The organism is Rhizobium ruizarguesonis (assembly GCF_017357285.1).
Classification (GTDB): domain Bacteria; phylum Pseudomonadota; class Alphaproteobacteria; order Rhizobiales; family Rhizobiaceae; genus Rhizobium; species Rhizobium ruizarguesonis.
In genome coordinates this window covers 255,054-268,051 of the sequence record NZ_CP071679.1, presented here as the reverse complement: position 1 = coordinate 268,051, position 12,998 = coordinate 255,054, and the positions used below count along the sequence as shown (strand labels likewise).

The following is a 12,998-nucleotide window of genomic DNA, read 5'->3' as shown; positions in this document are numbered from 1 at the left end:
ACAGGACATTGGCTTCACCGGGTCCGAAGCGCCGGCTCCGTCCAACCCGCTGGTGGCGGCGCGATGCACGCGCCGCCCGGCCAACCTTCCAGGAGAAGCAAGTTGAACATCGACCTTTCAGGTAAAGTCGCGCTGGTTACAGGATCCACCGAAGGCATCGGATTTGCCATTGCCCGCGGCCTCCATGAGGCGGGCGCAGCGGTAATTATCAACGGCCGCAGCCAGCAAAAGGTCGATGCGGCGGTGGCGCGCCTCGGCGGCCCTGCGCGCGGTCATGCGCTCGACCTCGCCGGCGCCGAGGGGTGCGACGCGATGATCCGGGCCGAACCCGAGCCGGACATCGTCGTCAGCAACCTCGGCATTTTTCTGCCCCTGGACTTCTTCGAGACCGACGATGCGATCTGGGACCGCCATTGGCAGGTCAACGTCATGGCAGGCGTGCGCCTGGCGCGCGCCTACCTTCCGAAAATGGCTGCCAAATCGTGGGGGCGCTTCATCTTCCTCGGTTCGGAATCCGCCTTCAATATCCCTGTCGAGATGATCCACTACGGCGTCAGCAAGACCGCCGACGTTGCAGTTGCACGCGGTCTCGCCAAGCGCATGGCTGGCACGGGAGTGACGGTGAACTCGGTGCTACCGGGCCCGACCATGTCCGAAGGCGCCGCCGAGATGCTCAAGGGGCATGTCACCGCCGAGCGGTCCTTCGAGCAAGCCGGCATCGACTTCGTCAAGACGCATCGTCCGACCTCCATCATCGAGCGGCCGGCAACCGTCGAGGAGGTTGCGAACATGGTGGTCTACGTCGCGTCCCTCCAGGCGTCCGCGACGACCGGCGCGGCACTGAGAGTCGATGGCGGCGTCGTAGACTCGCTCGTCTAGCGCCCGATCGAAACGCGCGCCCCGCCGGTTCTCCGGCCTCCAGATCGCAGGAGAACCGTTAGGCTACGGAGTCCCCGGACCTTCCCCCTCGGCTCCTCGACCAGCTCGGTCGGCAGAGATCAAGGTGGCCGTAAAACGTCCAGATTCCAAACTATTTTCTACGAAAGCAGGAGAGAAAGAGAACGACCTGTCTTTCTTCGGTCCATTTACATGCCTATGTTTCAAACGTGGGCTTGTCGACCTCCTGGCTGACGCCACACGCTAGTCCGCATTGGTCATAAATCAGATTTGGGAAGAGAGATGACACGATACGTTATCGTGGGGGCAGGCGCGGTAGGTGCGAGCCTCGCTGCGCAGTTCGAACTTTCCGGCATCACATATGCGCTCGTCGGACGCGGCGCACAGATCGGTCATATAAAGAAGTATGGTCTGAGCTACCAACGTCCCTCTGGCAAGCGACAGATCGGGCTTAACGCTTTCGACCTCAGCGACCCGCCCAAATTGGCCCTCGATGATATCCTGTTGTTAACGGTCAAAACTCAGGACGCGGCAAGCTCCCTGGCCTCCTGGTCATGGCGTCAAGTGTCGGATTCAGCGGGGGCAACGGCTGCCAGTCTCGCCATCGTCACCTTTCAAAATGGCTTGGCGACAGAAGCGATGGCGCTCAGAACTTTCGCCAGGGTTTACGGAGCCAGTATTCTGACGCCTGCACGGTTTACCGAGACCGGCTCCGTTGCGGTGGCGGGTGATCCGCAGGTCGGCGTGGTCACCATAGGGCGTTTCCCGTCGGGTTTTGATGAAACAGCCGAGCAGATTGCGGCGGACCTCACCCGCGCAAATTATCTGGCGGAAACCAGCAATGATATCCGCCGTTGGAAATCAGCCAAACTTCTTCACAACGTCAGAAACGTCTTGGAATTGTTCGTTGGGGCCGAGGATCTCCGCGTCTCAATCGCCGATGCGCTGGTCAATGAAGCTCGTCAAGCTCTTGAGGCTGCCGGTTATAACCTCGCCTCACCCTCGGAGCGGACCACAGATCTTTCAGGGTGGCGCATAGCTCAGGACAGTGGCATCCATCCCGGTCAACAATCGACTTGGCAGAGTTTTACCAGAGGCGCTTCGAGTGAAGTCGATTTTCTCAACGGCGAAATCGTCTTGCTGGGTCGTTTGCACAATATTCCGACACCCTACAATGAGGTTGTCCAGCATCTTGCTGGCAGATTGGAGCATCAGGGCGGCTTCACGAAAGCACTGGCGCTTGACGCGATTCAATCACTTGTCGACAGACCCGATCAGGGCAGCAACACCGGTCTCGCCGCAGCGACCTGATGTGTCGCCTTCCAATTGTTCAACGATGCAACCACCAACCTGAAGCGATCCAATGAGAGAACCAATATCAGAACAGATCCTCGCCGCAGCCGGCGGGCTATTTTACAGCGAAGGTATTCGGGCTGTTGGGATAGATCGCATTATCGAAGAAGCGAAAGTTGCAAAGGCAACGCTCTATCGACACTTCCCGTCCAAAGATCATCTTGTTGCAGCCTATCTCCAGGATCGCCACGAACGTGTTATTCGCTCCTTGCGGGAGGCCTTGGACGCGACGGGTGCTCCGAGAGACCAGGTCAGAGTTATTTTCGAGCGCCTGTATGAAAAGGCCGACAGCCCGGAGTTCCGGGGCTGCGCATTTGCTCTTGCGGTAGCCGAGCATGGCGATTCCGAACGCGTCGTGACGGTCGCTCGCACACATAAGAAAGCCGTAGGCGACATCTTCCGCGCCGTCATATCCAAGGCCGGGCTCGGCCTTGACCAGACGGCCGCGCATCTATCGCTTCTTTATGAAGGCGCGCTTGCGACGGTGGCAGTGGGACGTGACCCGACAGCGGTTCTCGTCGCCCGAGACTGCGCACTTTCCGTCTTCGACGCCGCGATCCCACACGACCGGACATCTTGAGAGCACCAGAATAATGACAAAGATCATTGACTATTTCTTCGGCATCGGCTCGCCATGGGCTTTCATCGGTTTGGACCCATTCGCGGCACTGGCGTCCGAACAGAACGCAACGATCCGCCCGTATGTCATCCCCCTGATCGAGGATAACGGCGCGATCTATTCTCGCAACCGGCCGGAGGCCCGTCGCGCTTATTGGACGAAGGATCTCAAGCGTTGGGCGGCCATCCGGGGCAAAACGTTGAACTTCGAAAACCGTGCAGCCTTGTCGGATCCAACGCCCGCCGGCTTCCTTGTCCTTGCCGCCATCGATGCGGGCGAAGACTGGCTCAGGCTGACGAAAGCGCTGCAGGAGGCCTTCTGGTTGCGCGGAGAAAATATCGGTGACGCAGAGGTCCGTCGTGCGATCGCCGATGCCGCGGGTTTCGATGGCGCGGCTTTGGAAATACGTGCCCAGGGCGAAACTGTGCAATCCGCCTGGAAAGCAAATTATGAGACGGCCAGGGGCGCCGGCGTCTTCGGGCTTCCGACCTTCCGCTATGACGGCGAACTTTACTGGGGGCAGGACAGCCTGCCCTTCCTCGAGCGTCACATGAAGGGCGAAAAGCTCATCGCCTGATCCATCGCAAAAACATGGCTGACCGCTCCGAGGCGGCGGCCCTGTTTTGCGTCCTCATGGCCTTCATCAAGAATGCCATCGATCCGAAAGGCATCATGAATCCGGGAAAAATCCTTCCGGAACAGGTTTCACTGGCCAGTTTGAAAACGGCCTGATCGCCGAGGATACTGTCAAATGAACAGGTTCAAGACCCATAGCTCCCATTGGGGCGCGTTTTCAGGCCGATACGAAAACAGAGGTCTTGAGATCCGGCCTCATCCCGGCGATCCGCATCCATCGCCATTACTGGGCAACATTCCGGCGATCGCCCATAGCCCTATGCGTATCAGGCGGCCGGCGATCAGGCGCGGCTGGCTCGAAGGCACGCCGGATCACGCGCAGAATCGCGGGGCGGACGACTATGTCGAGGTCAGTTGGCGGCGCGCAGCTGACCTTGTCGCAAAAGAGCTGCAGCGCGTTTACAGAAATTTTGGTCCGGAGTCCGTGTTCGGGGGATCCTACGGCTGGTCGAGTGCCGGACGCTTCCACCATGCGCAAAGCCAGATCCATCGGTTTCTCAACGTGCTGGGTGGTTACGTCAGTTCCGTCAACACCTACAGCTCCGGCGCTGCAATGGTCATCCTCCCGCACGTGTTGGGACCATACGACCATTTCGACCGCAAGAGCGTCACCTGGGATGCCATCGAGCGGAGCAGCGAACTGGTCGTCGCCTTCGGCGGAATGGCGCTCAAGAACACGGACGTGCATGGCGGCGGCATCAGCGCGCATATCGTGCGCCAAAAGCTGAACGGTGCGAGCGCCCGCGGGGCGCGCTTTGTCCTCGTCAGCCCGCTGAAGAACGATTTTCCAGCCGAACTGAATGCACAATGGCTGCCGATTATACCGGGTACCGATGTCGCGCTGATGCTCGGCCTTGCGCATGCGCTCGCCCGTGAGGGACTGCACGATCGCGGATTTCTCGACCGCTATACCGTTGGCTACGAGCGTTTCGAGGCCTACCTGCTTGGCCGCAGCGATGGCGTCGAAAAGAGCCCGGAATGGGCGTCCCACATCTGCGGAATCGGCGCTGACGTTATCAGGAATCTCGCGCGTGCCATGGCCGGCGCCAGGACATTAATTACCGTCAGCCATTCCCTCCAGCGAGCCGACCACGGCGAGCAGCCGGTCTGGATGGGCATCGTGCTGGCCGCAATGCTCGGGCAGATCGGACTGGATGGCGGCGGCTATGCCTATTCCCTCGGCGCTTTGGGGAATATCGGTAAGGGCCAGCTTGGCGTTCCATTGCCGACCCTTGGCCAGTTCAAAAATCCCGTGGCGGATTTCATTCCCGTCGCGCGTATCGCCGACATGCTCCTCAATCCAGGCGATGAATTTCACTATAACGGCCAGGCGATGCGTTATCCCGACATCCGCCTCGTCTATTGGGCGGGAGGCAACCCGTTCCATCACCATCAGGATATCAACAGGCTGCGGGCGGCCTTCAAGAAACCGGAGACCATCATCGTCCATGAGACGGCCTGGACCTCGTCGGCGCGTCACGCGGACATCGTGCTGCCGGCGACGACCACGCTCGAGCGTGACGATATTGGTGCGGCGGACCGCGATCCGCTGATGGTCGCCATGAAGAAGCTGATCGAGCCGGTCGGCGAAGCACGGGACGATTATGAGATTTTCTCCGAGATAGCGGGCCGTCTCGGCAAGATCGAAGAGTTCACCGAAAACCGGACCAGTAAGGAATGGCTCGCCTTTCTTTTCGAGACGACGCAAAAGGCGCTTGCCGCCGCCGGGCACCAGGCTCCCACCTTCGAGGCATTCTGGGAGCGTGGAGAGATGCGCCTGCCGCTCAAGCCCAACGATGGCGGACCGGCGCGCGCCTTTCGGGATGATCCGTCCGGATCTCCGCTACAGACGCCATCCGGAAAGATCGAGATCTTTTCCGAGACGGTCGAAAGCTTCGGCTATGACGATTGCCGCGGCCATCCGCGATGGTATCCTCCCAGGACAGATGCTGAAGGCGATGAAAACCGCTTCCCGCTCCATCTGGTCTGCAACCAGCCGCATCAGCGGCTGCACAGTCAGCTGGACTACGGCGATTTCAGCCGTTCCACCAAGATAAAAGGCCGGGAACCCGTTCGCATCAACCCGGTTGACGCGGCCAGGCGCGGCATCTCGGATGGCGATATTGTCAGGCTGTTCAACGTGCGCGGCAGTTGCCTTGCGGCAGCGGTGATCAGCGAAGGCGTGCGAGAGAGCGTGATGCAGCTTGCGACCGGTGCATGGTTCGAACCGGACGATGCGGCCGCCGACAAGGCCATGTGCGTGCACGGCAATCCGAATATCCTTACTCGCGACGTCGGAACCTCCCAGCTCGCCCAGGCCTCGACCGGGCAGCTCACCAGAGTGGAGGTAGAACGTTTCGTCGGCGAACCTCCCCCTGTGCGGATATTCGAGACGATGAAATTCGTGGAGGGTGCTGCCGAGCCCGGCAGGATCGCCGATCCAAAGTGAATCCCCGATGGCACCTGCCGCCCGGCGAACCCTGCCTATAGAGGCCGTTGCCTCCTGGGGTCACTGAACAACAAGGGCTGGAAATCCTCGATCCAAACGCGCCCTCTTGTTGAAAAACGTGCCGCGTTAAGGATCTCCACACACCGCAAAAAGCTGATCCTTACCGGGACCGGAAACGAAACAAAAAAATCTACAAAAACTATAGAAAAAGAATAACCAGTCTTTCTTGGTCGACGCGCATTGCCTAGGCTGTTCCCCATGAATTCTGTCAAAGAAACTGAGGAACGCATCCGATGCCGAGAGGCAAATAGCGATCAGAAAGCGAGCCTTGCGGCCGCGCCACGACACTCATCAGGCTGCTTAACCCAGTCATAATCATCTCGCGGTCAGGGCGAGCGCCTCGCCGGTCGATAGGTCTGCCGGCGGATGATGCCGTACGCCTGATGCAGCGACACCAGGATCAAAATGTATGTGCGGAACGGCAACAGCCCGCGCCGCAACCCTATCGAACACAACCCGAACCATCAGGATTTGCTCATGACCGAACGTTCTACGTTGCTCTCTCTTTCCCGGCGCCGTCTGCTGATAACGACGTCCGTGGCGGCGACTGCACTTTTGGTGGTAACGGCAGGCTTCACTTCGGCTCAGAGCGCTGACGGCAATGGCGGTGAGATCACTTTCCTGATCGACTCGCTGGGTGACACCTGGATCCCGAACAACAGCGCGATCTCCAGCTTCCAAGGCCACATCTGGGGCCACGTGGCCGACAAGCTCCTCTACGTCGACGCTGACGGCAAGGTCAGCCCCTGGATCGCGGAGAAGTGGGAGCAGAACGACACGGCCACCGAGTTCACCCTGCACCTGAAGAGCGGCGTGACTTTCTCCGACGGCACCGCGCTCGATGCGTCGGCCGTCGTCGCCAACCTCGATATCTGGTACGCCGGCCGCAAGAGTGACGGTATCAACCCGATTGGGCTCTTTCCGAAGACCTACGACCACGCCGAAGCAATCGACGCGGCCACGGTGAAGGTCTTCTTCAAGAAGCCGACACTCGGCTTCATCCCGACCCTCGGTTATCACGGCTCGATCCTCATCTCCCCGAAGACCCTCGCGCAGCCCGCCGCCCAGCAGGCCGACCTCAGCAAGACTTCCGGAAGCGGCCCGTACGTGGTTGAATCCTGGAAGGAGGGCGACTTCGTCAAGCTGGTCAAGCGCAAGGATTACAACTGGGGTCCGGCGGCGGTCGGCCACACCGGTCCAGCCTATCTCGACACAATTACCTACAAGCTGGTGTCCGAGCCCTCGCTTCGCGTTGCCGCTGTGCAGTCCGGCCAAGCCGACGTCGCTTACAACGCCTCGCCGCAGGAGCTGGAATCTCTCAAGGCAGAGGGCTTCACCACCGCGACGCCACGCTATCTCGGCTTCGTGAACGGCTGGGCAATCAACACCAAGCTCGCGCCATATGATGACGTGAAAGTACGCCAGGCCCTCCAGGCCGGTATCAATCGCCAGGAGATCATCGACACCGTCTACACACCCGACTGGAAGCTCGCGACGTCGTTCATCCAGAGCAACGTGCCCGGAGCGACCGACCAAAGCGACCTCTTGGCTTACAACCCCGAAAAGGCCGAGAAGCTCCTCGACGAGGCAGGCTGGACCAAGGGCGCCAACGGCATCCGCACCAAGAACGGCGAGCCGCTGGTGCTGACGCTGCATTCCAACCCCTACCTCGCAACGTCGAAATCGGTCGACGAACTCATCGCCCAGCAACTCGGCAAGATCGGGTGGAAAGTCGCTATCCGTGCCTACGATGTCGTCACCTTCGGCCAAAAGGTCAAATACGGCGGTCCGGCCGTACCGGCCTACGAGGTGACGCGCAGCTTCATCGACGCAGGCACCGTCGCCAGCATCCTGACGAACGCCAACAACGGCGAGAACTGGTTCGCCCTCGACGAGAGCGACAAGACGCTCAACGAGCTACGCGACAAGATCGCCAGCGCTGGTTCCACCGAAAGCCGCAAACCGCTCCTCGACGAACTGCAGAAGTACATCCTCGACCAGGGCTACTTCATCCCGCGCACGCAAATCGTCCAACGCATCTACGTGCAGTCTCCCAAGCTCAAGGGCGAGATCTACAACGGCGTTGCCTATGCCAGCTACTACACGGCCACGAAAAGCGAATAGTCCCGCAATTCAACCGGACAACGCAAGAAGGTGACAGGCATGAGCAAAGCTTACCTCAACTACGCCGCAAAGCGCCTCGTGCAGGCGATCGTCGTGATCCTGCTGGCTTATGTCTTCACCTTCGTCGTCGTCAGCATCCTGCCCGGCGACCCGATAACCAATGTCCTGAACAATCCTCAAAACGGGTTCACGCAGGAGGAGATCAAGGAGATCATCGCCGCCCAGGGTCTGGATAAGCCGATCCCGGTGCAGCTATGGACATCCTTTTCCGGCTTCGTGACCGGCGATCTGGGCCTGTCGATGCGGACCAATCGGCCCGTGTCGACCCTGATCGCCGAGGTGCTGCCGTCGACGTTGGTCCTTGCTTCCGCGGGCCTCGTCGTCGCGCTGCTGTTGTCGGCGGTGATCGCCTATGGCACGCAGTTTCTTCCAAAACAGTTTGGCCAAGGCCTGCTGCGAGGTTTCCCGTCATTGTTCCTGTCGGTGCCCAACTTCGTGATCGGCCTGGTGCTGATCCACCTCTTCGGTTTCCAGCTCGGCGTCTTCCGGGTGATCGAGCCCGACAGCTTCTGGGCGACACTTTTCGCGGCGATCGCGCTCGGCATCCCCATCTCCGCGCAAATCGCCGAAGTCCTCATCGCCAACCTCGACCATGAGTCCGGGCAGGAATACGCCGCCGTCGCGCGCGGTCGCGGCCTTTCGCAAATGCGCCTGTTCGCCAAGCACCTGCTCAAGCCGTCGTCGCTCCCTGTCGTCACCGTCATCGCGCTGACCATCGGCGAACTGCTTGGCGGCTCGCTGATCACCGAGACGGTGTTCGGACGCACCGGTCTCGGCAGCCTGGTGCAAAGGTCGGTGAGCACGCAGGACCTGCCCGTGCTTCAGGCGGTCGTCTCGCTGGCGGCGGTGGTCTTCGTGATCGTCAACCTGATCGCCGATCTTGCCTACCCGCTGCTCGACCCGCGCGTAAAGCTCCTCGGCGCTCCCGAGCGTCGTCCAACCACAGCCGACGAAATTTCCGTCGGCATTTCCAAGGTGGTGACGCCATGACCCTCGCCTCCACCTACTCACCCTCGCGCGTCACCGCGGTCGGGCGGCTGACGGCGCTGCGCGTACCGCCGGTCGTCGCGCTCTCTTTGGCGATCGTCGCGCTGGCGATCGCCTGGTCGCTCGCCCCGAGCCTGTTCACCAGCTATGACCCGGTCAACGGCGTTCCCGCGCAAAAGCTGCTGGGCCCCAGTGCGGCGCACTGGTTCGGCACTGATCACCTCGGTCGCGACCTCTATACCCGCGTCGTCTATGGCACGGCCTCCTCTGTGGCGAGCGCGCTGATCGCCGTGGTCATCGGCGTTGTCGCCGGCGGCCTCATCGGCCTGCTGGCCGGCTTCTTCGGCGGCTGGGTGGATACCCTGTTTGCCCGCCTGGTCGACGTGCTGCTTGCAATTCCAAAATTCCTGCTGGCCGTCATCGTCGTCACCGCGATCGGCTTCGACACCACCAACGCCGCCATCGCAACCGGCGTCTCGGCGGTGGCTCTCTTCGCCCGGGTGATGCGCTCGGAGGTCATCAAGACCCGGCAGGCGACGTTCGTCGAGTCTTCATTTCTCCTGGGTGGCTCGCGCTGGCACATCCTGTGGCGCCACGTGCTGCCGAACGCGTCGCGCTCGGTGCTGCCGCTTGCAGTGCTGCAGTTCGGCGACTCGATCCTGGTGATCGCCAGCCTCGCTTTCCTCGGTTACGGCGACCCGCCGCCCGCCTCCGACTGGGGCCTGCTGATCTCGATCGGCAAGGATTACCTCAAATGGCCGTGGCTCGTTTACGCGCCCGCATTCGTCACGATCGCAACCGTCCTTTCTGTGAACAGGATCAGCCGATGGCTTCGCAAGACAGACTGACTGAGCTTTTCGCCCGTATTGACGCCACCGGATCGGCGCTCCCGCAATCGGCCCCCCTGCTCCGGATCGACGGGCTGTCGGTTTCCTACGGACCGCAGGAAGTCGTCAGCAACGTCGGGTTTGAACTCGGCCGCGGCAAGAGCCTCGCCCTCATCGGAGAGTCGGGATCGGGCAAATCGACGATCGCGCGCGCGGTGTTGCGACTGCTCCCCACGGGTGGACGCGCGACCGGCCGCGTCGAGTTCAACGGCCAGGAGGTGCTGGGGCTCTCGGAACGTCGTTTCCGGCCACTGCGAGGACGTGCGATCGGGTTCGTGCCGCAAGACCCCGGCAATTCGCTCAACCCGGTCCGGACGATCGGCGCCCAGGCGATGGAGGCGGCCGCGCTCATCGACCAACCCAACACGGCAATCCGCAAGGCGCTCGTCCTGGAAACCTTCGCCCAGGTCGGGCTCGACAACCCCCAGCGCGTATACGACTCCTACCCGCACCAACTGTCCGGCGGCATGCTGCAGCGCGTGTTGATCGGCCTTGCCGTTCTTCCACGCCCGTTGCTGCTGGTCGCGGACGAGCCGACCTCGGCGCTCGACGTCACGATCCAGAAGCGCATCCTCGACCTGCTTTCCAAGTTGCAGCACGAGCTTGAGATCAGCTTGCTCCTCATCACCCACGACCTGGCGATCGCCGCCGAGCGGGCCGATGCGCTGGTGGTCCTCAAGGACGGCGTCGTTCAGGAAGCCGGCAACACTGCGGCTGTCTTCTCTGCGCCCGCCTCGGCATATGCTAGGAAGTTGCATGCCGACGTCCCGGCGCTCAACCCGGACCGCTACCGTGCGCTGCGCGATCCCGCCTTCCGTTTCCTCGGGACCAAGGCCGACAAGGCACCGAAGATCGAGGTTAGCGGCGTCACCAAGACGTTCACGGTGGACGGCAAGGTTCTGACGGCCGTCAACGACGTGTCGTTTGCCGTCCAGGCTGGCACCACACACGCGCTGGTCGGCGAATCCGGTTCGGGCAAGACGACGGCAATCCGGCTGCTGCTTGGGCTCGAACAACCCGACATCGGCACGATCGCGGTCGCCGGCGAGCAGCTCCATGGTCGTTCGCACGAGTCGCTGCGCGCGGTATGGCGCCACCTTCAGCTCGTCTATCAGAATCCGTTCACCTCGCTGGACCCGACCTGGAAAGTCGAGCAGCTGGTGCGCGAACCGCTCGACCGGTTCAAGATCGGAACAGCCAACGAACGCGCCGAGCGAGTCCGCGAAGCGCTGGCCAATGTCGGACTAGGAGAACACCTGCTTTTGCGCAAGCCGGAAGCCTTGTCAGGTGGCCAGCGCCAGCGCGTGGCGATCGCCCGAGCGCTGGTCCTCAAGCCTGATGTGATCGTGCTCGATGAGCCCACTTCCGCGCTCGACGTCAGCGTCCAGGCGGATATCGTCGAGGTGCTGCTTTCGCTGCAGGCCAAGCTTGGCTTGACCTATGTATTCGTATCCCACGACCTGGCCCTGGTTCGCCAACTCGCCCACACCGTCTCGGTGATGCAGTGCGGACGCATCGTCGAACATGGGATCGTCACCGACATCTTTGAAAGACCCCAGCAGCCCTATACCCGCTCGCTGCTGGAATCGATCCCATCCGGCATTGCCGGGGATGCCCGCGTGTCACGCCTGGAACCCCGTCGCATCATCAGCAGGGAAAAGATCGCATGACCATCGCTGCCCCTCTAAATCCTCTGCCCGTGTCGTTCCGCCCAAAGCAGCGGCTTGGCTTCAACACCAGGGTGTCGTTCAACGACGAAGCCGGACCGGCGCAAGGTCTGCGCGACGGGATCGAGTTGTTCAAGGAAGCCGAGCGGCTGGGTTACCAGTCGGGCTGGGCCTATCAGCGACATTTCGATCACTACCTGTCCTCGCCGCTTCCGTTCTTCGCCGCCGCCGGTCAGCACACCAAGCACATCAACCTGGGATCGGCGGTCATCCCGATGCGCTACCAGGATCCTATCCTGCTTGCCGAAGCGGCCGGTACGACCGACTTGCTCATCGATGGCCGGCTTGAACTTGCCATATCGACCGGTGCCAACGCGGCGTTCGACGCAGTGTTCGGTACAGTCGACACCGATGCCCGGACGGAAGCCAAACGGCGCCAGGCACGCTTCCTCTCGGCGATTGCGGGCGAAGTCCTCCATACTGTCGTTTCGCCGGGCCAGGGTGCTCCGCAAGGTGCGGAATTGCGGGTAACGCCGCATAGCCCGACCCTGCGCTCCCGCATTCGGCAAGGTTCAGCCAGCCTCAGCTCGGCCGTGCAGGCAGCCGAACTCGGGATCGGACTCATCTCGGGAACCGTGCAGCACGGCCAGGCCGAGGGCGAGACTTTCGGGCAGTACCAGGCTCGCATCATCGAGACGTTCCGTACCACCTGGCTCACGATCTGGGGAACGGAGCCGCCACCCGTCGCCGTCGCCGCCTCCATCCTGGTTGGGACGACCGCAGAACTTCGAGAGAAATACGCTGCCTATGACCTCGAGCGTCGCACCATCGGAATTGCCGCGTCGCGTCCCAAAGGTGCCCTCGCGCCTCCCAGCCAGCCTGTCGGCGCTCAGATCTCGCCTGTCTTCCAGGGCACGCCCGATCAAGTGATTGAAGCCGTGTTCAATGACCCGGGCCTCGCAGCCGCGGACGAGGTCGTGCTCTTCCTGCCCCCCGCCTTCGGCCTCGCGGAGAACGTAAGGTTGCTGACCGATCTGGCCGAGACAGTTGCTCCAGCACTTGGCTGGTCGCCTGCCTTGTAACCCATGCAGAGGCTAAACGGCTTGATGCCAAGACAGTTGAAGACGGCCTGTGTCAACGCCATGGCGGGGAGTGGGTCCTACTCCATCCGCCACGATAGCGAATATTTTCTATAAAATCGATAGAAAGAGAATGACCTGTCTTCCTCGCGGCGCTACCGCGCCCTAACGTCAATGCAA

General features: G+C 61.5%; 11 protein-coding genes. All 11 read left to right on the top strand.

Annotation, left to right across the window (positions count from 1 at the left end):
• Positions 1-102: 102 nt before the first annotated feature.
• The 11 genes from J3P73_RS25780 to J3P73_RS25730 all read left to right on the top strand — a co-directional run bounded on the left by J3P73_RS25780 (position 103) and on the right by J3P73_RS25730 (position 12,821).
• Positions 103-879, top strand: a complete 777-nt coding sequence (locus J3P73_RS25780) for an SDR family NAD(P)-dependent oxidoreductase (RefSeq protein WP_024321544.1) — start codon at positions 103-105, stop codon at positions 877-879.
• Positions 880-1,179: 300 nt separating this feature from the next.
• Positions 1,180-2,208 (top strand): ketopantoate reductase family protein, encoded by a 1,029-nt coding sequence (locus J3P73_RS25775; RefSeq protein ID WP_207580030.1) that lies wholly within the window; start codon positions 1,180-1,182, stop codon positions 2,206-2,208.
• Between the two features lie 52 nt (positions 2,209-2,260).
• Positions 2,261-2,830, top strand: a complete 570-nt coding sequence (locus J3P73_RS25770) for a TetR/AcrR family transcriptional regulator (RefSeq protein ID WP_024321546.1) — start codon at positions 2,261-2,263, stop codon at positions 2,828-2,830.
• Positions 2,831-2,843: 13 nt separating this feature from the next.
• On the top strand, positions 2,844-3,446 hold the full coding sequence (locus J3P73_RS25765; protein WP_024321547.1) for a 2-hydroxychromene-2-carboxylate isomerase: 603 nt from the start codon (positions 2,844-2,846) through the stop codon (positions 3,444-3,446).
• Positions 3,447-3,460: 14 nt separating this feature from the next.
• Positions 3,461-3,601: an FAD-linked oxidase C-terminal domain-containing protein gene (locus tag J3P73_RS25760; protein ID WP_245002747.1), complete on the top strand. Its 141-nt coding sequence runs from the start codon at positions 3,461-3,463 to the stop codon at positions 3,599-3,601.
• Between the two features lie 19 nt (positions 3,602-3,620).
• A complete protein-coding gene (locus J3P73_RS25755; RefSeq protein WP_207580029.1) occupies positions 3,621-5,954 on the top strand; it encodes a molybdopterin guanine dinucleotide-containing S/N-oxide reductase in 2,334 nt (777 codons plus the stop codon).
• 537 nt (positions 5,955-6,491) lie between these two features.
• Entirely contained in the window at positions 6,492-8,138 is a 1,647-nt protein-coding gene (locus J3P73_RS25750; RefSeq protein WP_027688092.1) for an ABC transporter substrate-binding protein, read from the top strand.
• Between the two features lie 39 nt (positions 8,139-8,177).
• Complete coding sequence (locus J3P73_RS25745) at positions 8,178-9,188, top strand: ABC transporter permease (protein ID WP_027688093.1); 1,011 nt, start codon at positions 8,178-8,180, stop codon at positions 9,186-9,188.
• Positions 9,185-10,033, top strand: a complete 849-nt coding sequence (locus J3P73_RS25740) for an ABC transporter permease (RefSeq protein WP_027688094.1) — start codon at positions 9,185-9,187, stop codon at positions 10,031-10,033. Before J3P73_RS25745 ends, J3P73_RS25740 begins: the two co-directional genes overlap by 4 nt.
• Complete coding sequence (locus J3P73_RS25735) at positions 10,012-11,742, top strand: dipeptide ABC transporter ATP-binding protein (protein ID WP_164597561.1); 1,731 nt, start codon at positions 10,012-10,014, stop codon at positions 11,740-11,742. Before J3P73_RS25740 ends, J3P73_RS25735 begins: the two co-directional genes overlap by 22 nt.
• Positions 11,739-12,821, top strand: a complete 1,083-nt coding sequence (locus J3P73_RS25730; RefSeq protein ID WP_024321553.1) for an LLM class flavin-dependent oxidoreductase — start codon at positions 11,739-11,741, stop codon at positions 12,819-12,821. The genes J3P73_RS25735 and J3P73_RS25730 overlap by 4 nt, the downstream gene beginning before the upstream one ends.
• Positions 12,822-12,998 lie beyond the last annotated feature (177 nt).